Genomic DNA, 23,035 nt, shown 5'->3' with positions numbered 1-23,035 from the left:
AACTTCAAATTTCGGTGAGTTGTTTGTACCCTAAAACAGCACAAACAGCAGGTTGACAACTGACAGTTACACAGGACTTACGCAAACAATAGCTGAAACCTTTATTTTTACGTAGGGGCAATTCATGAATTGCCCCTACAGCGTCTAGTTTTGCGTAAGTCCTATTACAGAAAAAATCAATTTAGGCAGGTAAAAATTATGGCAGATATCATTGGAACCAAGGGCAACGATAGCCTAATGGGCAGTGGCAGCTCATACCCCGATTATAGCTCACATCCTGATAAGACCCTTATAGGTAGCGGTGGCAACGATACATTTTACGACTTGAGCATTTTCACAACTATTATCCCTGATTTCGGTGGCGTGGGTAAAGGCGTAAATCCCTCAGCAGCAGTCATTGCCGAAGTGGACACTCTAAAATTCAATAGCAATGATTTTTATACTGCCAATGAGGTTTACACTGCCAAAAATCTGCTGCTTACCCAGAATGGCAGCAATCTGGAAATCACTTTCACTTTTGTAAATCAGCTTAATCCCAAAGTCATCCTGCAAAACTTTGCTTTGGAAAATCTAGATAACCTCAGCAAATCTACAGGGGCGACTGTAGACTTGGGTAATATCCTATTTTATGGACAAACCACCGTCACAGACAGCTTTGATGTTTTTAATGCCAACTCCACCCAAAGCACTATTTTCAACAAAAATACAGTTACCTTCCTAAACGATCTGAACAACAATGTCAAGGGTTTTGACAACTCAGATGATGTGATCAACGGTCAGGGGGGTGATGATATCATAGACGGCTTAAGTGGCAATGACCTTTTAAGAGGTGGTGCGGGTAATAATACCCTCAACGGCGGTACTGGTGACGATACCTTGAATGCTACCGGAACAGGCGATAGTCTGCTGAATGGGGGTGACGGCAATGATTATCTCTACGCCCCTGGCTACCAGAACTCCCCTAGCTACTACTACGTAACAAACGACCTGATCTCTTCAGACAATAATACCCTCAACGGTGGTGCTGGTGACGATACCTTGAATGCTACCGTTTCAACAGGCGATAACCTGCTAAATGGGGGTGATGGCAATGATTATCTTAACATTTCTGGCTATTTCTATAACTCTTACGAGGACTATATCACCTCAGGCAATAACACCCTCAACGGCGGTGCTGGTGACGATACCTTGAGTGCTACCGGTTCAAAAGGTGATAACCTGCTGAATGGGGGTGATGGCAATGATTCCCTTGACATCTCTGGCTTGTCTGAATTTAATTACGACACCTTCACCGACTCTCGCTCCATAGGCAATAACACCCTTAACGGTGGCGCTGGTGATGATACCTTGAGTGCTATCGGTTCAAAAGGTGATAATCTGCTCAATGGGGGCGATGGCAATGATTTTCTTGACATCTCTGGTTCTCACGAATATCCTTACGGCCTCACCTCCAATATCTCGTCTGGTAATAACACCCTTAACGGTGGCGCTGGTGACGATACCTTGAGTGCTACCGGTTCAACAGGCGATAACCTGTTTGATGGAGGTGATGGCAATGATTCTATCTACGTAGGCAGCCAATCATTGGTATTAGATCCTCCTGCACCCTTTTCTTTAGTGACTCAAGTAGATGGTGGTAAAGGTGACGATTTGTTGTCCGTCAATTACAGTGCTGCTACAGAGGGGATAACAACAACATTTAATGCTACCACTAACATTAGCTCAATTACGGCGGGCAAGAATAGCGTTAACTACAAAAATATCGAACGATTCAATATCTTAGGTACAGCCTACAATGACAATATTGTAGGGAACAATGAAAACGATACCCTTAGCACGGGAACTGGTGGCAAAGATACCATAGATGGCGGTCAGGGCGACGATTTATTGTACGTCGATTACAGTGCTGCTACAGGTGGAATAACAACACCCTCTAATCCTACCACTAACACTGGCTCAATTACGGCGGGTACAAGTAGTGTTAGCTACAAAAATATCGAACGATTCAATATCTCAGGTACAGCCTACAATGACAATATTGTGGGAAACGATGGCAACGATACCTTTGGCACGGGAACTGGTGGTAAAGATACCATAGATGGGGGTCAGGGCGACGATTTATTGTCCGTCGATTACAGTGCTGCTACAATGAGAATCACTTCAACAATTAATGCCACTACTAACACTGGCTTAATTAGAGCCGGCAAGAATAGCGTTAGCTACAAAAATATAGAACGGTTAAATATCTCAGGTACAGACTACAATGACCGAATTATGGGCAACAGTGGCAATGATACCCTAGCTGGTGGCGCAAGCAATGATACCCTAACTGGCGGCGCAGGCAATGATACATTTGTTTACACCACTTACACCAGTCTTGACTACCAAACTGGCATCTTATACTCAGGCGGTACTGATATAATTACCGATTTCGGTGGCGTGGGTAAAAGCTCAAATCCCTCAGCGACGGCGATTGACTCCTTAGACACCTTGCAATTTACAGTTACAGGTCAATTTACAGATAGTCGTAGTATCTTGACTGCTCAAAATCTGCAATTAACTCAAAACGGTAACAACTTAGAACTCACCTTTGGACATATTCCTCCCTTTGAAGATGTTCCTGGCAAAGTGATTCTGCAAGACTTCAAATTAGAAAACCTGGACAATCTGCCAGCAAATTCTTCACGACCGGCTATTGGTAATATCCTCTTTTATGGACAAACCAGCATTACCGATAGTTTTGATGTGTTTGATGCTGATTCCACTCAAACTAACCTGTTCAATAAGAACACTGTTACCTTCCTCAATGACCTCAATAACAACATTATAGGTTTTGATAATTCCAATGATGTCATTAATGGTCAGGGGGGTGACGACATCATCAACGGCTTGAGTGGTAATGATACACTCCGAGGTAATGCCGGAGATGATACTCTCATTGGCGGTGCGGGAAATGATTTTCTCGAAAGTGGTGAAGGTAATAATATCCTTGATGGTGGCAGTGGTGACGATGGCTTGGATGCTAGCGGTTCCACAGGTGATAACACTCTCAACGGAGGCGAAGGTAACGATGGCTTGGATGCTGGCGGTTCCAGAGGCGATAACCTGCTTGATGGGGGTGATGGCAATGATTCTCTTAACTTATACAATTATGAGGGCCATACTTTAGGCAATAACACCCTTAATGGAGGCGCTGGTGACGATACCTTGGATGGTAGCAATTCCACAGGTCATAATCTTCTTTCCGGGGGCGATGGCAATGATTATCTTGACATTTCTGCCGGCTACAGTATATTCACTTCAGGCAATGATACCCTCAACGGAGGCACTGGTAACGATACCTTGTATGCTGGGGGGTCAACAGGCAATAACCTCCTCTTAGGAGGTGATGGCAATGATAGATATCTTGACAGGTGGCAATAATAGCAATGACAGCCTCTATGGAGGGAATGGCACTGATACCTTTGCTTTCGATAATTACAAAGGAGGTGTTGATACTATTTATGATTTCAATGCAACTAATGAAATCATTCAAGTATCGCATTATTCTTTCGATCGCAATTTACCAAGAGGTTCACTTCAAAAAAATCAGTTTACTCTGGGAACATCTGCAACGACAAGCGAAGAGCGATTTATTTACAACGGTGCTACAGGTGCATTATACTTTGACAAAGATGGCAGCGCAACTGGGTTTAGTCAGGTACAATTTGCACAATTATCTACTGGATTATCACTAACCAACAACAATTTTGTGGTTGGTAGTTAGCAGGGAGAAATAATTAAACGCACATGATATGAGTGGCTTTTTTTGAAACGCAAAGTAACGCAGAGGTTTAACGCAAAGGGACGCAGAGCATAAACTTTGCGTCCCTGTGTGTAGAAAGTACGGGTTATGAGTTAACTACGGGTTTAACTTGACTCAGGAGACTGTGCAGTTTTTCGCCTTCAATGACCTCTGTTTCTAAGAGTTGAGTAGCGATCGCTTCTAGCAAGTCTCGATTCTGTCTGAGAATCTCTAGGGCTTGTTGGTGGGCTGTTTCCACGATTTCCTTGACTTCACTATCAATAGCTTTCGATGTGTCTTCACTCACCGCCCGCCGGGGATTAGTCGCACCATTACCGAGGAACATTGCTTGTTGTCCTTGTTGGTAAGCCAGTGGCCCTAAGACTTTACTCATACCATAGGCTGTTACCATCCGTTCTGCCAAGTCAGTTGCTCGTTGCAAATCGTTGGAAGCACCTGTTGTAATACTGTTAAATACCACCTCTTCGGCGGAACGTCCACCTAACAGAGTCGCAATCTGACCCCGCAGTTCTGTTTCATTTAGCAAAAAGCGGTCTTCAGTTGGTAATTGCAAAGTATAGCCCAAAGCTGCCATCCCACGGGGAATAATCGAAATCTTTTCTACGCGACCGTTTCCGGTTGTTAACGCCCCGACCATTGCGTGACCAACTTCATGGTATGCAACAATCTTTTTCTCAGTCTCGTTCATTACCCGACTCTTTTTCTCTAAACCGGCGACTACCCGCTCAATTGCTTCGGCAAAGTCTTCTTGAGCAACACTTTGACGCAAATTGCGAGCTGCCAATAATGCCGCTTCATTCACCAAGTTTGCCAAATCTGCGCCAGCAAAACCAGGAGTACGAGTAGCGATCGCTTTTAAATTTACATCATCTCCTAATTTTACCTTTTGAGCGTGAATTTTGAGAATTGCTTCACGATCAGATAAATCGGGACGGTCTACCAACACTTGGCGGTCAAAGCGGCCTGGACGCAGCAAGGCGGGGTCTAGTACTTCGGGGCGGTTGGTAGCTGCTAGCACAATCACTGTTGCATCCCCAGCCGCAAACCCATCCATCTCTGTGAGTAATTGGTTGAGGGTTTGTTCCCGTTCATCATTACCACCGTAGAAGCCGTTACTGCTCCGAGACTTACCGATCGCATCCAATTCATCAATGAATATAATACAGGGAGCCTGTTTTTTGGCCTGCTCAAATAAATCTCGGACTCTGGAAGAACCCACACCGACAAACAGTTCCACAAACTCCGAACCAGAGATACTGAAGAATGGAACTCCCGCTTCTCCGGCTACGGCTTTCGCTAAAAGTGTCTTACCAGTACCGGGAGGACCAACTAACAACACACCTTTGGGAATCCTAGCGCCAATTTGCGTAAAGCGTCCTGGAGTCTTGAGGAAATCCACAATTTCCACTAACTCAGTTTTCGCTTCTTCTACCCCAGCCACATCTGCAAAGGTGATTTTAGCTGATTCGCCTTCAACGTAAACCTTAGCTTTGCTCTTACCAATGGAGAGAACACCTTGGGGTCCACCACCACCGGCACCACGGGCGAGAAAGAACTGCCAAATGCCAATAAAAATCAGTGGTGGAATCACCCAACTCAAGAGGGTTGTAAACCAAGTATTTTTAGGTGGAGGTGTAGCAGCGAATTCAACTCCCTTTTGTTCTAGCAGTTTAGGTAACTCTAAATCAAAGATTGGTGTAGTTTGAAACACCTGCATTGGCTCGGCATTTTCTGTTTTTAGTTGGTAGAGAATCTGGTTTTGACCAACGGAAACACGACTAACTTCCCCTTCTTGTACTTGATGAATAAATAGGCTATAGGGAACACCAGTAGGCCCAGAAGCAAATAAACCAGGCAAAAATAAATTTAAGAGCAGGAATAGCCCTGATACTGCCAACAATATATTAGCAATGATCCGAAACCGAGGTGATTTGGGCTGTTCTTTAATTGCCATAGACCTTACCAATCCTTAGAATGAATACTGTTGAGAATCTGACTTTCTGGGAAAGTCCGCTATTTCCCATCCAACTAGTTGAAGCAGCAGCTTATACTGTTTCCAACCAATCAAAAATTTGGGCTAACTGATCTAGTGTTACCAGCCCATACTGCCAGAGGGTCATGGCTAGAAAGTTGGGGGTGTGTTCGCAATGTCGCAAAGCAAGAGAAATTGCTCCACCAGAAATACCCAACTCTTCTTCTAAAAAATGCACCAATTTATCTGTAGCTGTCATAGCAATGTTAAGCAATGTTAATTAAGTTTTATTTTTGACTTAGCTCAAGAAACTTGATTAAAGACTGGTCAAAAATGCGTCACAGACAAGACTCGCTATCGGTGATGCTAAGTTGTTCAGTTTCTCTTGATCGTCAACGATACTACCACATCTCATAAGTTCTTCCATTTAGCAATGTTTGCAGAGTTTTTTTATTTATGTAATTAAACTTAACAATTAAATTAATCTTTGGGAACTAACCAGCAAATACGGTTTACCGTACTCAAAGAATTAATATCACTCAAAATGAGAGAACTTTAGTGAAGAGAGTTTATGCAAGAAGTCTTATGTTCGTTTTTCACCAATAATTTATATCTTTAGATAGATACATACATACTCTGGAGGGACCAATGTCCACCACGGGCTACGCCTACAGAAAAACTTTACTTTGCAGATGATAAAGTTAACTATTATGAGTAGGACTTACGCAAAATATCTCTTAAACTCTGATTTCTCCGTGTCACGCCAGTTGCTACAAACTCCTTCCTCCACCCCCGCAATGCACTGGCTTCTCTGTGCCTCTGCGGTAGCCTGTGCTACGTTATTCCGTAATTCGTGCGTAAGTCCTAATGAGTTATATGTGCAGTCAAATTTTAGAGGCTAGCAATAGCGATCGCATTGTCTACGACAGAATGAGCGGTTATTCTACAAACCTAAAGCCTATCTGGTGGCGAAAGTAGCAGTCAATTGGTAGTTCTTAATAGTGCGCCCAGTCTCACGGCATCAAAATGGGAGAGAGGAATGGAAGCGGAGTTTTGAGTATAGTTGACAATTTATCTTGCAGTTATCCAAAATAAAAAATCTTAGTGATGATAATTTATCCTCTTAATATCCAACACCCAAAATCAAATATTTCTATTCTCTAGCAATGACAATATCGTTAGACTTAATCACTGCATAAGCTTCTTTTCCCTCAGATAGTTCCAACTCTTCTGCGGAAGCTCTGGTGATAATCGAGGTTAATTCTACTTTCTGAATAATCTCCAGAGTCACTTCACTATTAACAGCTCCATAAACAACTCGTTTAACCACACCTTTAAGAATATTCCGAGAGCTAACTTTTAGTGATTTCTTTTGAATACTACTTTCTATCTCAGGCTTTTGAGTGTAGATATCTTCCTGTTTTTTCTGCTCAGTTGGTGGTGATATTGATGCCCAAGGGTGGTGATTGAGACTACGCACGAGTTCCCGCAAAATCTCAGTCTTCGTGCGTTGAGACTGTTCGCAGAACTCCTCTAGAATCTTCCGCTCGTCCTCTGAGGTTTGAAATGTCACCCATCCTTGTTCTTTTCTTGGCATAATAATATTAAGTAAGTGGGCGAGGAAATTTCCAAGTATGTAACGAAATGTAAATTCGGCAGATACCTTACAAATTCGTTATTTCAGCCTTTTCACAAAACTAAACATATATTGGTTTTATCTTGCCTACCTACTTATCAATTTTGCTTATGTTGGTAAAATTCTACCAAGTATTAATTCGATATGTCGTAGTAATAACATTTTTCTGTCAGGGTTTTCGGCATTTTTATTGCAAATTAATCAACTAATCTCATATAGTTAACTACATATATATTTATTTTTTTCTAGATGCGAAATATTTTGTTACTTAAAATTGTCTAAGCGGTTTAGCGATCGCTGACTCAAGTCTGCTGAACAGTTGCAAAAGTGATTAGCTCACGCCCAAAATTTAGTTACTGGCTCCTCTTGGACAGAGTTTATTTCTCTACCACAGGCAATGGAAAGGCTATTGTTTGTGTAAGTCCTGCCCCACTCACAGAATAAATTTATCGCCAGAATGATGCTCATTGGTACCACTAGCGTCTAAGCTAGTACGGGTGAACTATATCCAGTAGGGAATGTCTGACTTAATTCTGTTTTGGCATCGGCGCGATTTACGCATTTCTGACAATACGGGACTGGCTGCGGCAAAACAGCAGAGTCCGAAAGTGGTGGGCATGTTTTGCCTTGATCCGCATATTTTGGAACGAGATGATATTGCTCCGGTGAGAGTAACTTATATGATTGGCTGTTTGCAGAAACTCCAAGAGCGATATGCGAAAGTGGGTAGCGAGTTATTAATACTCCACGCCAATCCAGTACAAGCGATACCAGCTTTAGCCGAGGCAATAAATGCCAAAGCTGTTTTTTGGAATTGGGATGTAGAACCTTATTCGCAAGAACGCGATCGCACCATTATAAATGCCCTCAAAGAAAAAGGCATTCAGTTTCTTAACCAAAACTGGGATCAGATTCTCAACTCCCCAGATGAAATCCGCACGGGTAGTAACAGTCCTTACACAGTTTACACGCCCTTTTGGAGAAATTGGATTACCAAACCGAAGAATCAACCAGTAGAAACGCTGCAAAATGTTGAGGGCTTAACAGAAGCTGAACAAGAAATTGCCAAACTTGCAGGAGCGATCGCATTACCTTCAGCGAAAGATTTAGGATTTATTTGGGATGGAGAATTGATTATTTCACCGGGAGAGATGGCGGCGCAAGAACGATTAGAGGAATTTACTACTAAAGCAATTACTGAATACCAAGAACAGCGCAATTTTCCCGCAGTTGATGGCACATCGCAACTGAGTGCAGCTTTGAAATTTGGCGTAATTGGCATTCGCACCGTTTGGCAAGCCACCATAGAAGCACAAGAAAATAGCCGCAGTGAGGAAACAGCAGTTAATATCCGCACATGGCAACAGGAATTAGCTTGGCGGGAATTTTATCAACACGCAATGTATAACTTCCCCGAATTAGCTGATGGTGCTTTCCGTGACATCTTTAAGAACTTTCCTTGGGAAACTAACGAAGAATATTTCCAAGCTTGGTGTGAGGGGAGAACTGGCTACCCCATCGTGGATGCAGCAATGCGCCAGATGAATGAAAGCGGCTGGATGCACAACCGATGTCGGATGATTGTCGCCAGTTTCCTGACTAAAGACTTGCTAATTAATCCCCAATTGGGAGAAAAATACTTTATGCAGAAATTGATTGACGGAGATTTATCTGCCAACAATGGCGGTTGGCAATGGAGTGCTTCTAGTGGCATGGACCCTAAACCTGTGCGGATTTTCAACCCAGCCAGTCAAACACAAAAATTCGATCCAGAGGGGGAATATATTCGGCAATGGGTATCAGAATTGCGGTCTGTAGATCCAGAATATTTAGTTACTGGTAAAATTCCATCTTTAGAACGTCATGCTGTTGGCTATCCTGAACCAATTGTAGATCATAAAATACAACAACAGCAGTTTAAACAGCGTTATCAACAGCAAAAAAACATTAGTAGTGGTGAGTAAGATTGTTAGTTTTTTAATGTTTAGTTAAGGCTGATCTGGTAAGATAATACGAATCTTGCTACCTTCCATCTTAGCTTGCTGCTCTTTATTTCAATTGTTCACGCCTACTTATACCAATTCGCTTTGAAGATGCACTTAATTATTAAACGGACCGCCAACTACGCTCAATAGGGTTCGGTTAAGGTGCATAGTCCTTAAAGATCCTTCTTATTCCCCCTTTTTAAGGGGGAAATAGAGCCATTATTAGCCCTGCTCTTTTTAAGGGAGGTTGGGGTGGGGGGATAAAGTCTTATCCGAACTGGATTGCAAGTACGCCAACGTCTTCTGGTGCGATCGCTATATCTAGCTTGCTTCCCCGTTCGCGCAGCGTAACGATCGCACCTAGCTCTCAGCCGAGGAAAGTATAGCTTCGCATATATTACCGCAAATGCGCTGATATTTTAATTTCCCCTGATTATAAATTCCGCAAAAACACTGTTACGTTATTTGTGCTTGTGATCAAAACTTAGAGCATCCAATTTATTAGGGCGTGTTTATGACCAACCCTGTAAAGACGGTTATCCAAGTCAATCTGGAGATGGCTCTAGAAGTAGCTCAACAATTGGAGCAAGCTCCATACACTCAACTCAGTACTTATTGTTTGGAGACTTTACGGGAGTTCGGATGTCCTAGTACTCAACTCCCAGTTAACTTACAAACTCGTGATCCACAGCTAAACTTTATCACAGGCTTTACATCTTATGCTTTTGGGGAGATACAAAGTGTATAAAGCATTAATTGAAGATACATTTAATGATTCAGAAGGGACAGAAGAAACTACTTTTCCTGCCACAGATAAGGATTTGCTAATTTTAATAGAAAAGTTTTTAAGGTTTGAAATTCCTTCAAAGGTTTTTTTGCAAGCTATAGCCATTGCTGATTACGACTGTGCAGCTGCTTTTCGCTATGTTGAGAATTATTTGATTGTCCTCAAGAATAAGAAGAATCGGAAGCAGAAGAAATTACTTGTGTTAGGGTGTTCGACTAGATTTGACAATAATTGACGTGCTTCTTCACGAGCTAACTAAAAACGAATAGGATTTAGATAAGATAATTTGCACAACCAATGTAGAGATGTTGCATTAGCTTCGTCTCTACATATATTTTCCCACAGCGACAAGAAACAACAATTAGAATTTATCTAGAAGCATAAATTCCAATCTTTATTAGATAAAGGATTTTTATGTGTATCGTAATTACGAATTACGAATTAGTATTACTCCTGCCAAGACAAACTTGTTCATAGCTTTTACCAGCCATATCCCAAGTAAATTCTGTTTCTACCAGTTGTCTGCCGTTGTGAGACAATTCTGAACGCAGATATGGATGATCAAATAGTTGACTAATAGCGGTGACGTATTCTGCCGGTTTATTGGCTCGTAATGCGCGTAATAGATGACTAGCACCATCTACGGCTAATCCTTCTAAGCCGCGATCGCTTGCCACTAAGGGTATACCAGCCGCCATTGCCTCTAAAGTTTTATTTTTAATGCCAAACCCAGTCCGCATGGGTACAACGCAAATGGTGGCTTGATGTAAATATTCTACCATCGAAGGTACACGCCCAATCACATTAATTCCTGGTTTTTGAGCAAGTGCTAAAACTTCTGGCACCGGATGAGAACCGACAATATCGAAAGTTGTATCGGGATACAATTTTTGGACTTCTGGCAAAACTTCATTGCTGAAAAAGCAGACAGCATCAATGTTTGCTAAATTATCCATTGCACCAATAAAAATTAACCGATGTCCTCCTGGATCGGTGGTACGGTTGGGGAAAGAAACTAAATCTACTCCATTGGGAATAACTGTAATTTCACTATTAGAGTTAAACTCTTGTAGTTGAATTTTATCTTCTTCTGTTGTGGCGACAATTGCCGAAAATTTAGCACAGTAGTTTTGCTCATAACGACGCAAAAGTGGCAGATTAATTTTGTCTCGGAGGGAATTTTCTGAAATGCCCGTTGCTAGTTGGTTCCGACAGGTAGCGTAAACAGAACTATGAACATTAACTATGGTTTTTAGGTGTTTCTGATAATCCGATTGGATGTAAATTTCATTGACACTATGTTCACAGGTAATTACATCACATTTTCCCGCTTCCACCCAGTTATCAATCCATGTTTGCATCTCAACTGAGTAGCGGTTAAGTACGCTTGGCGGTGTTCCCTGTTGTAAAAATCTCCCAAATCGCTGTATTTTCTGGAATATTCCGGTAGTTGCAGAATCTGGCGGGCGTTCAAAAATAGCTAGATGATCTACACAATCGCGTAATCCTGCTATTTCTGCATCTGTAACATCGCCCTCGCGTTGAGTCACTAGAGTAACAGTATGGCGTTGACTCAGGTATTTAAGTAAATTAAATGTTCTGACTTGGGTTCCTCCGCGCGTTGGTGGGTAGGGGAAGGTGGAAGATAGCATTAAAATGTTCATACAAGTGATGAATCAAATGTGATACATATACCATGACCTGATTAGAGGCTGTATGTCATTATTTGATTTACAGCAGTTTTCAAATGCATAGACGACGCGTACACCTCTCTCTTAAAAGGCTACCCTGTACACCAAGTCTTTGGTGACACAATTTACGGTTTATCGAATAGCCCAAAGAAACCTCACCCTGGTTATGCTACGCAAAACCTGTCCCTCTCCTTAGTAAGGAGAGGGAGGGATGTACGTCAGGATAGGGTAAGGTTTTTGTTTTGGCTAATTCGATGAATTGTGTTTATACTGAATTCTATGATAATCACTACAGATCACAGCATAATCAAACCTAGTCGCACACCTACAGCAACAGCCTCGGTGCGGCTGGAGACACTGAGCTTTTGAAAAATGGATGAGAGATGAAATTTGACGGTATGCTCAGAAATATGCAAGTGTTTAGCGATCGCTTTATTTCCCAACCCTGACCCAAGCATTCCTAAAACCTCTATCTCTCGTGGTGTCAAGCTTTGTACAGGATTCGTTACTACTTTTTCTCGGATAGATAGTAATTCTACAGCATCCGGGTGCAGCACCACCAAACCAAAAGCGATCGCCTCCACAGCCGCGAAAATTTCTGACTCTGTGCTACTACTGGGCAATATCCCCCGAATACCAGAACGTAATGCCGTCTCTAAATCGATGCTATCGAGTTCCTCAACAATAACGATCATTCCTAATGGGTATTGTTCTTCTTGAATAAGCAGCAATTTTTCCCACACCGATTGTTGAAGATTGCTACTCAAATCTACCAGCACCACATCTGGTTGTAATTGCCCAACTTCCCTTGCCAATACATCCAAATCGGATGCACTCCCCACAACCGTCAGCCGAGGATTGGTTGTCACCACAGCTGATAACCCTGCCCGTACTACAGGGGAAGTAGCAACTACCATCACCCGGATCATCTCGCCTCCACAGCAGTTTTCTCAGACTGCACGGCAATATAAATCACGAATTGCTGCCCACCGCGTAGGAGTTGTAGCGGCACAGTTCCTTTACTCTCACGCAGATATTTGGTTAAGTCATTCATGCTAGTGAATAATTGCCCCGAAACTCCAATTAAAACATCGCCGATTTGCACACCAGCAGTTTCCGCCACACTGCCAGATAAAATTGACAACACCAATAAACCCAACCTACGCCGATCTAAAAGTACAGGTTGCAGTGTGACTCCCAGTTGCGGACGACTATTTACTTGTAAAAAACGCTCAACTGTGCTGCTGGGAACTGCCACAGCTAAACCATTAACAATCATGGTGTTAATTCCCACGACTCGACCGAGACAGTCTGCAAGCGGTCCCCCAGAATTTCCCGGATACAGCTGCAAATCGGCCATAACTGCACGCGGATTATTTGCATAGATAATCCCAGTTGTCACAGCACCACTCTCAGCAAACGGATTACCCACCGCTAAGACTAATTCACCAACTCGTAGCGCCTCAGAATTGCCAATGGTTGCAGCAGTTAAATCAGTGGCGACAATTTTCAGGGCTGCTAAATCCTGCTGTGGGTCAAATTGTGTACGCACCGCATCAAATACCCTTCCGTCTGCCAATTCTACAGTTGCGCGGTTGCTGGTTGCGACATGGGCATTGGTGATAATTAGTCCGTCAGGTTGCCAAATTACACCAGAACCGACTCCCAGAGAACCGCTTTTCACTTTGACAGTGCGTAGGCGTAGTTTAGCAGCCACCTCTGTCAATTCAGCAGCGATGTTAGGTAATGTTCTGTTTGCCATAATCTCAAAGTTCCGAATTACGAATTACGTTAGCGTAGCGATAGCGAGTCTTCTCCCAAGGGGAGACGTTTCACGAACGAGCGTCATTACAAAGGTCTTTCGCCAACTGCGATCGCTAACTCAACTAACACTCCAGCCCGCACAAGTTGCACGTTGACAGTTTTACCAATGCGATCGCCACTATTGAGCAGCGCCAACACATCACCTGTATCGCCCACAGTTACCCCATCGAACGTTACCAAAACATCGCCAAGCAGCACACCTGCATTCTCAGCAGGCCCCGAAGCCTCAACATTAACGACAATTACCCCAGTTGTAGAAGTTAAATTGAGAGCAGTTTTCAGGTTTTTTGGTAAGCGTACAGGTTGCATTCCCGCACCCAAGTAACCCTTGGAAATGCGTCCTTTTGCTACTAATTGGTCAACCACGCGATCGACTGTAGCAGTGGGAATAGTCAGAGCAATACCACGCCGCCCCGATGTATTCATACCTACCACAAAACCAGCCGCATCTACGAGCGGTCCGCCTGCAAAACCAGAGTAAAGGGTGATGTCTGGGCGAATGAATTGGTCAATATTCCCGCCACTCATACTCCGCCAAGCACCGCTAACTACACTCACTGCACCCATCGCCGCCCTTAAGTCACCTTCGCTACCTCTTGCTAGCCCTATTACCAGATGACCGACTTTGAGCGTTTTGGCATCGCCAACTTTTGCCACAGGTATTTCGACATTTTCTAGTTTAAAAACAGCGATATCAGTGCTAGAGTCATGACCGATGAGTGTTACTGGTGCAGTGCTACCATTTGAGAGAGTGATAGTGATATCGTCATAGCGCTGGAGGGACTCATCAGAAGTAACAATGATGCCATTACGCCAGTGAATGCCACTTGAGGAAACACGAGTACCCGCATTCACCGCAACTACAGCACTCCCAGCTTGTTCTACGGTGTCAGCTAAATTGTTGGACAAAGCCAGTAATGAAGACATAAGATTTTTGTGCAAACGTTCTTAGATATTCATATCGTGTCGTTTTATCAACACAGATGGCATCGGAAAAATGGGGAGAATTCACCCTAGAAAAATGGCTAGGATTTATATCAGCTTTTTGGCGTTGCTGAATCAAGATATAAATAATTTTGTGCAATACAAATGGTAGGGTAACACAGATATGATTGGTGTCAACTTAAGCTACAACCCCTTTACAGCAGTTTTCATGTATTCAGTTCCTACGTTTCAGTAATTGAAGATTGAGAATGGATGAACGAGAATCTGCAAGGCATTATCGCTTTGAATCTACCGCTTTCACAAAGAGCTACTTTTTTGCCTTCAGCAAGACAGCCATCCCGTCATAATCGCCGGTCGTGATCTTTGGGTTATTCACGATCGCATTATCTAAGTTCAGATACCCGTTTATCTGGTACTGTGTTTTTAGATTAATGTTCTTGGCAAAATCATCCCGCGCCTGATTGAAGGAGACGAACTGGTGCTTAATTTTTGAAAACGGCATCACTTTCTCACGGCTGAATGCGCCGATGAAAACATACGCTTCTTTGTAACGATAAGGTCCGAAGATCCTGCCATGATTATTGTTGAAGATATATGGCTCGTTTGAAAAAGCATGATCTTGAGTTTGCGGGACTTGTGCCTGAAGTTGCTCGTCGATGTATCCCCAATACCCACTTGAGTGCCCTTCACGACTGGGATAACCCGCTGCCGTACAAGCCGCGATCAGTCGATTCTTGGCTTCTTCGGGCGAATTTGCCACTGGATCGACAATGATGATATTGATCGGCTCCCTCAGGGTCTTCCCTTGGTAGATTTCACCTAACCAGTCAGCCGGTGTGAAATCCGGATTGAGCATCCATTTGCCAATTTCGGGGAGAACCGTGGGCTGTACCACCTCATCAGACTTGGGTCGGAAGTTGGCAACAAGTTTTTCACTGATCGACTTACCAGTGTCAGTCTTTTGAGGGTTGGACGCTTGGTGGGCTGAGGCCATTCGGGAAGAGATAGCTACCGTGAGTACCAACAAAGAGGCAAACCCAAGCAAAGTAGTTTTTACGCCGATCACTGAAATGATGCCGCCATGATTTCGTTTGTGGGTAGGATCAGACGAGCGAGGCGATACAGCAGGGGCTTTTGGTTTTGACAAGTTAAAGAAGTTCATTGACGAATTAAAGAAGTTCGTTATTATGTTTAATCGACACGCCAAGAATCATTGGGACACAACCTCAGCATTTGGATAAAGTCGAGCTTGGTATATTACCTTGCGGAAAATCAGCGTAAGTTGAAGCCGCGACAACCCTTAATTCACTTTTGCTTCGATAGTTCCTAAGTTAGAGTGTAATCGAGAAGAACTCGATCTCAACAATTAATCAAACAACATGATTTAATCCAAGGATTAACTTGTTATCACTGGTGGCCTCTCACCCGGACAGTCTAATACAAGTATTCATCCGCACTTGATATAAAACCTCGTTTTCAGCCTCTGGCTGGAAATGCTATTCAATTGCGGCTCTGCCGCTAGTCTTGAGGTAGCAGCCCCCGATTAGGCATTCCCAGTTGGAGACTTCTTTTGGAGACAATCCCTAAAAGCTTGTTTTAGACAGGCTTTTGCCTTAAGTTGACACCAATGCACAGGTGTGCGCCCCTACTACACGTTTGACTTGTAGCGATTTTGGTAAATTTCCTTGCATTGGGATGCTCCCTATCCAAATGAGAGATGTTAGCGTACCTGATCGAAAACCGCTATAAATTCAGCAACGCCCATTCTAAGGTAGGAATAGCAATGAAATGGAAGACGAACAAATGCATACCCAATCAACAGAAATCGATCTGCTCACTCCATCTAGAGAATTACCTCTATATGGCAAGAGAATTTTAGTCACAGCACCGAGAAATTATGCTTATAGGTTATCTGAAAAAATCATCAAACAAGGTGGTTTACCTGTTCTCATGTCTACTATCGAAACCTGCTATTTATCAAACTACACTAAGTTAGATACTGCTCTAAACAACATAGGTAAATTTGATTGGATCATCTTCACCAGTAGAAATGGCATCACTGCATTTTTTCACCGGATGAATGATTTAGATATTCCTGTATCTGTGGTACAAAAATGTCACTTATGTGCTTTAGGAAAAGACGCAGAAAGCTTATTATCTTTTTGTGCCAAAATAGATTTAATTCCTACAGAATCTAGCCCAGCCGGAATTGTCGCTGAATTAGCAAAACTACCGGAAATTCACCAGAAAAAAGTGCTGATACCGACTCCACAAGTCGTAGGTTTGCCTGAGCCTAATGTTGTACCCAATTTGATTACGGATTTGCAGAAATTGGGTATAGAAGTAACTCGCGTACCCACTTATATTACACAGGGTTTAGATAAAAATATCTACAGTATTGAATTAAACCTGATGCGTCAAGGAATGATCGATGTAATTGCCTTTAGTAGCACGGCGGAAGTAGAAAGCTTTTTGACAATGGTCAACTCGCAAAGCGATTATGAACCTTGTATCATTGCATGTTTTGGCCCTTATACAACTGCTAATGCCCAAAAGTTGGGTATGAATGTCTCTATCGTGTCTGCGGATTATAGTTCATTTGAGGGATTTGGTGAAGCGATCGCAGAATTTTTTACTCTCACTTCCAGTTCACACTCAGCCCTTCAGGATGTAGAGTAATCAACCACATTGCACTCTAGACTAGCTGCACATAAACCCGTAGTATCGGAAATGGAGTTTATCTTAACTAGGAATTTTTACATGGCAACTTACAAGGTCACATTAAAGACCCCAGATGAAGAAAAAACAATTGAAGTTTCTGAGGATGATTACATTCTAGAGATCGCTAATGAAGAAAATGAGATGGACTTGCCTTACTCCTGTAACGCAGGTTCTTGCTCTAGCTGCACCGGGAAGCTGATTTCAGGTACAGTTGACCAATCGGATCAGAACTTCTTAGACGACGAGCAAATAGACGCGGGATGGGTTCTTACCTGCGTTGCCAAGCCTACTTCTGACTGTGTAATCCAAACCCATCAAGAAGATGCGCTTAACGGTTAACCAAGAAATGTAGATTTAATCAAGAGCAAGTTTTATCAGATGCGTTAGAACATTCGTCCTAACGCACCTAAAATCTGAAATGGTGCGTTATCCTACGTAATAACATACTCTACAAGATTTAAAATTTTGCACTTTCCTAATAAATCTGTATAGGCTGAATAATTCACACTAAAAAGCGCTCGCCTTTTGGTGAGCGCTTTTTATTTAGTTTAATAGATAGCTAGCAGATATCAAGCGGAAATTAGCCAGACGATGCTAGATTAACTTTGACAACTTTATTCTTTTCTTCTTCAGCTTTAGGTAGTGTCAGGTTCAAGATGCCATCTTTATAATCTGCCGTGACGTTGGTATTTTGAATCCGAGCAGGTAAAGGAATTACACGTTGGAATTTACCATAGTGGAATTCGCTTTTGATTATACCTTTATCTTCAGATTTAGCTTCAGACTTCCGCTCACCACTCAGGTATACAGCATTTTCTGTAACTTGCAAATCCACGTCTTTAGCTTCAATTCCCGGAAGTTCTAGCTTCAGATAAATTGCATCTTCAGTTTCTTTTAATTCAGCAGAGGGAACTCTAGATAAACCTCTATCCAAAAATGCAGCTGGCAAAGTATCTTCATCAAATAAGCGATTGATTTGACGTTGTATTATGTTAAATTCTTGCCAGGGGCTCCAACGTACTAATGTCATATCTCTACCTCGGATAATCAGTATCTTTGCTGTCGAACTAATTGAGGATTTGATTCCTTCCTTTGTTCTCATAGTATTTAAAAATAAAAGTGATGTAAATTCGCTTTTTGTCACCTGATTTAGGAAGATTACCGAACCAAAAATCTAGTTAATCAAAAGTACGGTAATTTTAAATCGGTGTGTTCGGTAAACTCTAAAAAAGCAGACATTAAAAATTCATAATTCATAATTTATAATTCATAATTCTATAATAGAAAGCGGTTTAAATCTCCTTATGTATTACAGGACTGCTTGTAGAAGAAGGGGAATGAAACCCTTTTTAATTATGAATTAGAGCCTTTATTAATCAGATGAGGTACATCATAGCCGCCTCCTCGCTTGCTCTTAGGGGGTTGGGTTCTTGTATTCACTCAACCGAGAACCGCTATAATAATTATGAATTAGCTTGAAATATAGCAATTCTATTTAAAATTTCCGTATGAGTCTCACCCATACCCCTACTCTTAAAACTTGCTATGTGTAGCGTATCCTACAAATATTTAGTATCTTGAAACAACTAATGATCATAATTCAACCCGTTGTATTTTTTTAATTTCACAGAGATAATAAGAGATTACTAAGAAAGTACTGATAATAGATATGTCAACAAGTTGGATTTACCTTATCGCAGCAATCGTCTTTGAAGTTTCAGGTACAACTTGCATGAAGTTATCGCAAGGATTTACTAAAATAGTTCCTTCGGTATTAATATTTGTCTTCTATGGACTTTGTTTTAGTTTTTTGACCCTTGCTCTCAAGAGACTTGAAGTGAGTGTGGCTTATTCTGTCTGGGCTGGATTGGGAACTATCCTAATTGCGATTATTGGTATTATCTGGTTTCGGGAATCTGCCTCATTCATTAAACTTTTGTCGATCGCCTTAATAATCATCGGGGTAATTGGCATAAATGCAAGTCAATAATTGAAGCTCAAAATTTATTAAACCCAGCAGAACGACGATAAAGTAACCAAATAAACAGAGGTGAACCCAGCAAGGCAGTGACCGAACCTACTGGTAGTTCTACTGCTCCTAGTCTAGAGAGTAAATCTGCAAAAGTCAGTAACCATGCACCTGCAAGGGCGGAAAGTGGTAAAACAAAGCGATGATCTGTACCAACGATGAGGCGGACACCGTGAGGGACAACAAGACCAACAAATCCAATCAAGCCACTGATGCTGACTGCACCTGCGGCTAATAGAGTGGCGACACCACCAATTAATAGACGCGATCGCACCAACGAAACCCCCAAACCCACAGCCAAATCATCTCCCAAAGCCAGCACATTTACCGATCGCGCCAACAAGCATCCCCCGATCAATGCCACGATGATGTAAGGGCCAGCCGTAGCAATTTCTTGCCAACCCCGTCCATTGAGACTACCAACCAGCCAACTCAGCGCAATTTGAATTTGACCGTCTTCAGCTAAAAGCAGCAATGTACTTTGGATAGCACCAAATAAAGAACTCACCGCCACTCCGCCTAAAATCAACCGCTCAACAGAAATTCCCGATCCCGAACGACCGATCAAAATAACGATCGCTGAAGTCAAAATTGCCCCCATCCACGCTGCTAAAGGAATTGCGATCGGGAATATTTGCCAGACGATCATCACAATCACAATTAATCCTGCACCTGCTGAAATGCCCAAAATAAATGGATCAGCAAGACTATTACGTAACATTCCTTGCAGCAATGCGCCTGACATTCCCAAGGCTGCACCAACAATCAGAGCAGCTGTAATGCGCGGGAGACGCAAATCCCAGAGAATTGTCTGTTTAACCGGATCGCCTTTGCGGAGTATAGCTTGCAAAAATTCCGACATATTTAAGGGTACTGCTCCTTGAGAAAGCGATAGCACTACCGTTACCACCAGTGCTGTACCAAGGAGTAAAACAGCCCAAAATACGCGGTGTTCACTAAAAATTGTCTGAAATGGTCTAGTCAAATTCCGGTCTAGTATTTTCATTCACTATAATTCCTCCCAAACAAAGCTGCATTTAAAGAGAGCTGATCTTTAATGAGGAAGTGGTGACAATACGGTTTGGATAAGACTTGATCCCCCCAATCCCGCTTAAAAAGGGGGGCTAATAATGGCTCTATTTCCCCCTTTTTAAGGGGAACTAAGGAGGATCAATAAGTGCCTATGCACTTGTAACCGAACCGTATTGGAAGTGGCGAGGTAAAAGTTGAGCCTTTGAGGCTGAAGGTTGAGCCTTGCCTTTGATCTGAGAGTTGAGCTTCAAAGACTCAATTTTTAAGTTTTAGCTCTCCCTACTCCCCCTGTTCCCTCAGATCCTACGTCAACTCCAACCCACCTTGATAACCAGTGACAATGCGGCCACCATCCTTGAGGATATGGACTTCTATCTGATCGCTAGCCCAAGTAATCTGGTCTTGAAAAGCCGGATTTAACACCCGAACCCGTTGATTACTAGAAGAAACTGGAGAGTTGGGAGAATTAATTGCCAGAGATTGTACAAAAGGCCCGTCAATCAAGATATCGAGTTGTTCTAACAATGCTTGCGAACCTGGCGGCGCGGATTGTGACTGTAGCTGCTTAAGAGTGAACCCAGTAAAAGACATTACATTTAACCCAGCAGCTTTTACCTTCCGAGCTAAAGATGCCAGTGCAGTTGCTTGCCAAAACGGTTCTCCACCAGAAAACGTTACACCCATATTGCGGGGATTGCTGAGAATATTCTCGGCAAGGGTATCAACAGCAATCAATTGGTTCGCCTCAAATGACCAAGAGTCAAGATTAAAGCAGCCAGGACACTCACGAAGACAACCTTGTACCCAGACGACTGCACGACAACCAGGGCCATTAACTTCCGACTGATCAACGTAACCCATAATGTTGAGATAGTCTGGGGGAATTTCCATGAGTGCTAGCGATGGGTCAGTTGGCTTAATTTCCATCTCTTTAACTCCTTTTAGCCATTGCTTGTTAACGGTTAACTATAGCGAATCTCCAGTTATATAACCGTGACAATGGTCATATAACTAGACATCTCCAGAAATTAAATATGCGTTACCCAGAACCCTTGTTTTGACGTAGCACTGCTACGTCAAAACAATTCTTTTTCTTTTCCTTTGTCTAATATGGTTTGATTAAGCCAAAAACCAGATAGACTGAGGGCAAAGTACAGCAAGAAAATAATTAATTCTTTCTAAACTTACTCTTGCAATGACCTATAATACTAGCATGAGTAAGTTAAGCATATCTGAAGCAGCAAAACTTAAAGGTGTCTCCGCTTCCACGCTTAGGCGTTGGGAGGTAGAGGGTAAACTTGTTCCATAAAGAACAGTTAATGGGCATAGGCGGTACGATTTAGCTGAATTACTCGGCATAAAATCTGATGATTCCATGACCATTGGGTATGCAAGAGTATCTAGTCACGACCAAAAGCCAGACTTAGAGCGACAAAAACAAGTATTAGAACTATTTTGTTCTACTAATGGTTGGCAGTTCCAAATTATTGATGATTTAGGTTCTGGGTTGAATTATAGTAAGCGTGGTTTAAAAAGATTAATTAGGCTTATTACTGACAACAAAGTTGAGCGACTGGTACTAACTCACAAAGATAGGTTACTTCGATTTGGCAGCGAACTAATTTTTAGTTTATGTGAACAATTCGGAACAGAGGTAGTAATTATTAATCGCACAGAGGATGCTAGTTGCGTTGGCGTAGCCTCTCGTAGAGAGGAAGATTTAGCCAGTGATGTGTTAGAAATAATTACAGTATTTGCCGCTAGGCTATATGGAAGTAGAAGTCATAAGAATAAGAAGATCGTTGAGGAGTTAAAAGCAATTAGTGAGAAGCTTTAAAACAGAGTTAAACCTAAATAATAAACAAAAAACACTGTGCGCCAGACACGCTGGAACAAGTCGCCATGCTTATAATTGGGGTCTAGCTTTGCTTAAAGAACTCCTCAATCACAATAAGGCTAATCCCACAGACAAAATTAAATTCCCGACAGCAATCGACTTACATAAATTGCTAGTAGCTTCGGTTAAGGTAGCTAATCCTTGGTACTACGAAGTTTCAAAGTGCGCTCCACAGGAAGCATTGAGGAATTTAGTTAAGGCATTCAAGAGAATGCGTCAAGTAAAAGGTAGTGGTTTTCCAAGATTCAAGAAAAAGAATATTCGAGATAGTTTTTATTTAGAAGGCAGTATAAAAATTAGTGGTAATAAGATTAAAGTACCTATTTTAGGGTGGGTAAAATGTCACGAACAATTACCCAGTGTTTCACCCTCTCTTTCTTTCGCTAGTCCAACGCCAGACAAGAGCGACGCGAAACCCGTCTTTTCCGAAGGGAGACGCTGCGCGAACAGTGCTGGCTCCTATGCGTTGGAGCAACAAGACCCTAACTCTTGCTCACCGAAAAATGTAACTATTAGTAAACGCGCTGGAAAATGGTTTATTGCTTTTAAGTTAGACACCATACCTATCAATAATCGAACATTGGGTGAACCTGTAGGAGTAGACTTAGGTATTAATGTGCGAATCGTTGGCTAGAAACCAATCCTATTAAGGATAAGGGGGATTAGCCGCAAGGGAAAACAGAACCTTGACAACTGAATGACCATGTAGGT

At 42.3% G+C, this 23,035-nt stretch carries 20 protein-coding genes and 1 pseudogene; 10 read left to right on the top strand and 11 right to left on the bottom strand.

Translation table 11 applies throughout. From position 1 onward, the window contains the following. Positions 1-198: 198 nt before the first annotated feature. Both V7K15_RS11525 and V7K15_RS11520 read left to right on the top strand, forming a co-directional pair. Positions 199-3,423 carry a calcium-binding protein gene (locus V7K15_RS11525; protein ID WP_334905636.1) on the top strand — a complete coding sequence of 1,075 codons (3,225 nt, stop codon included), beginning with the start codon at positions 199-201 and terminating at the stop codon, positions 3,421-3,423. Further along, positions 3,395-3,766, top strand: coding sequence for a hypothetical protein (locus V7K15_RS11520; RefSeq protein WP_334905635.1), 372 nt, complete (start codon positions 3,395-3,397; stop codon positions 3,764-3,766). The genes V7K15_RS11525 and V7K15_RS11520 overlap by 29 nt, the downstream gene beginning before the upstream one ends. A 124-nt stretch (positions 3,767-3,890) precedes the next feature. Here V7K15_RS11520 and ftsH4 read toward each other — a convergent pair whose 3' ends face one another. The 3 genes from ftsH4 to V7K15_RS11505 form a co-directional block, all read right to left on the bottom strand. Further along, positions 3,891-5,759: an ATP-dependent zinc metalloprotease FtsH4 gene (ftsH4, locus tag V7K15_RS11515; RefSeq protein WP_334905634.1), complete on the bottom strand. Its 1,869-nt coding sequence runs from the start codon at positions 5,757-5,759 to the stop codon at positions 3,891-3,893. Positions 5,760-5,850: 91 nt separating this feature from the next. After that, positions 5,851-6,036: a DUF2949 domain-containing protein gene (locus V7K15_RS11510; protein WP_334905633.1), complete on the bottom strand. Its 186-nt coding sequence runs from the start codon at positions 6,034-6,036 to the stop codon at positions 5,851-5,853. Positions 6,037-6,930: 894 nt separating this feature from the next. Beyond that, entirely contained in the window at positions 6,931-7,374 is a 444-nt protein-coding gene (locus V7K15_RS11505) for a TOBE domain-containing protein (protein ID WP_334905632.1), read from the bottom strand. 557 nt (positions 7,375-7,931) lie between these two features. On the opposite strand from V7K15_RS11505, the gene V7K15_RS11500 reads away from it, so the two are divergent. From V7K15_RS11500 to V7K15_RS11490, 3 genes are all read left to right on the top strand, one after another. Further along, the gene (locus tag V7K15_RS11500; RefSeq protein ID WP_334905631.1) at positions 7,932-9,377 is read left to right on the top strand and encodes a deoxyribodipyrimidine photo-lyase, 8-HDF type; all 1,446 of its coding nucleotides are present in this window, start codon (positions 7,932-7,934) and stop codon (positions 9,375-9,377) included. A 535-nt stretch (positions 9,378-9,912) separates the two neighbouring features. Then, positions 9,913-10,146 carry a hypothetical protein gene (locus tag V7K15_RS11495; protein WP_334905630.1) on the top strand — a complete coding sequence of 78 codons (234 nt, stop codon included), beginning with the start codon at positions 9,913-9,915 and terminating at the stop codon, positions 10,144-10,146. Next, on the top strand, positions 10,139-10,420 hold the full coding sequence (locus V7K15_RS11490) for a hypothetical protein (RefSeq protein ID WP_334905629.1): 282 nt from the start codon (positions 10,139-10,141) through the stop codon (positions 10,418-10,420). The genes V7K15_RS11495 and V7K15_RS11490 overlap by 8 nt, the downstream gene beginning before the upstream one ends. Before the next feature lie 199 nt (positions 10,421-10,619). Here the strand turns inward: V7K15_RS11490 and V7K15_RS11485 are convergent, their stop codons facing one another. The 5 genes from V7K15_RS11485 to V7K15_RS11465 form a co-directional block, all read right to left on the bottom strand. After that, the gene (locus V7K15_RS11485; RefSeq protein WP_334905628.1) at positions 10,620-11,849 is read right to left on the bottom strand and encodes a glycosyltransferase family 4 protein; all 1,230 of its coding nucleotides are present in this window, start codon (positions 11,847-11,849) and stop codon (positions 10,620-10,622) included. A gap of 323 nt (positions 11,850-12,172) precedes the next feature. Next, positions 12,173-12,805: a response regulator transcription factor gene (locus tag V7K15_RS11480; RefSeq protein ID WP_334905627.1), complete on the bottom strand. Its 633-nt coding sequence runs from the start codon at positions 12,803-12,805 to the stop codon at positions 12,173-12,175. After that, positions 12,802-13,638, bottom strand: coding sequence for a S1C family serine protease (locus tag V7K15_RS11475; protein ID WP_334905626.1), 837 nt, complete (start codon positions 13,636-13,638; stop codon positions 12,802-12,804). Before V7K15_RS11475 ends, V7K15_RS11480 begins: the two co-directional genes overlap by 4 nt. An 86-nt stretch (positions 13,639-13,724) precedes the next feature. Continuing rightward, a complete protein-coding gene (locus V7K15_RS11470; RefSeq protein WP_334905625.1) occupies positions 13,725-14,627 on the bottom strand; it encodes a S1C family serine protease in 903 nt (300 codons plus the stop codon). Positions 14,628-14,952: 325 nt separating this feature from the next. Beyond that, entirely contained in the window at positions 14,953-15,792 is an 840-nt protein-coding gene (locus V7K15_RS11465; RefSeq protein ID WP_334905624.1) for a hypothetical protein, read from the bottom strand. 641 nt (positions 15,793-16,433) lie between these two features. Here V7K15_RS11465 and V7K15_RS11460 point away from each other — a divergent pair. Both V7K15_RS11460 and V7K15_RS11455 read left to right on the top strand, forming a co-directional pair. After that, positions 16,434-17,324, top strand: a complete 891-nt coding sequence (locus V7K15_RS11460) for a uroporphyrinogen-III synthase (protein WP_334905623.1) — start codon at positions 16,434-16,436, stop codon at positions 17,322-17,324. 81 nt (positions 17,325-17,405) lie between these two features. Then, on the top strand, positions 17,406-17,705 hold the full coding sequence (locus V7K15_RS11455) for a ferredoxin (protein ID WP_334905622.1): 300 nt from the start codon (positions 17,406-17,408) through the stop codon (positions 17,703-17,705). A 241-nt stretch (positions 17,706-17,946) separates the two neighbouring features. On the opposite strand, the gene V7K15_RS11450 is transcribed toward V7K15_RS11455, so the two are convergent. Next, positions 17,947-18,396, bottom strand: a complete 450-nt coding sequence (locus V7K15_RS11450; RefSeq protein WP_334905621.1) for an Hsp20/alpha crystallin family protein — start codon at positions 18,394-18,396, stop codon at positions 17,947-17,949. 639 nt (positions 18,397-19,035) lie between these two features. Here V7K15_RS11450 and V7K15_RS11445 point away from each other — a divergent pair. Beyond that, positions 19,036-19,356: a DMT family transporter gene (locus V7K15_RS11445; RefSeq protein ID WP_334905620.1), complete on the top strand. Its 321-nt coding sequence runs from the start codon at positions 19,036-19,038 to the stop codon at positions 19,354-19,356. A gap of 7 nt (positions 19,357-19,363) precedes the next feature. Here V7K15_RS11445 and V7K15_RS11440 read toward each other — a convergent pair whose 3' ends face one another. Continuing rightward, positions 19,364-20,401, bottom strand: coding sequence for a FecCD family ABC transporter permease (locus tag V7K15_RS11440; RefSeq protein WP_334905619.1), 1,038 nt, complete (start codon positions 20,399-20,401; stop codon positions 19,364-19,366). 329 nt (positions 20,402-20,730) lie between these two features. Next, on the bottom strand, positions 20,731-21,354 hold the full coding sequence (locus tag V7K15_RS11435) for a 4Fe-4S single cluster domain-containing protein (RefSeq protein WP_334905618.1): 624 nt from the start codon (positions 21,352-21,354) through the stop codon (positions 20,731-20,733). A gap of 286 nt (positions 21,355-21,640) precedes the next feature. Here V7K15_RS11435 and V7K15_RS11430 point away from each other — a divergent pair. After that, positions 21,641-22,264, top strand: a pseudogene (locus V7K15_RS11430) (IS607 family transposase). Continuing rightward, complete coding sequence (locus V7K15_RS11425) at positions 22,251-22,958, top strand: RNA-guided endonuclease InsQ/TnpB family protein (protein WP_334905617.1); 708 nt, start codon at positions 22,251-22,253, stop codon at positions 22,956-22,958. The pseudogene V7K15_RS11430 and the gene V7K15_RS11425 overlap by 14 nt, the downstream one beginning before the upstream one ends. Positions 22,959-23,035 lie beyond the last annotated feature (77 nt).

The sequence above is a fragment of the Nostoc sp. genome (assembly GCF_036919815.1).
Taxonomy (GTDB): Bacteria; Cyanobacteriota; Cyanobacteriia; order Cyanobacteriales; family Nostocaceae; genus Nostoc.
The sequence above is the reverse complement of the archived record's forward strand: the minus strand, read 5'-3'. Positions and strand labels throughout refer to the sequence as shown.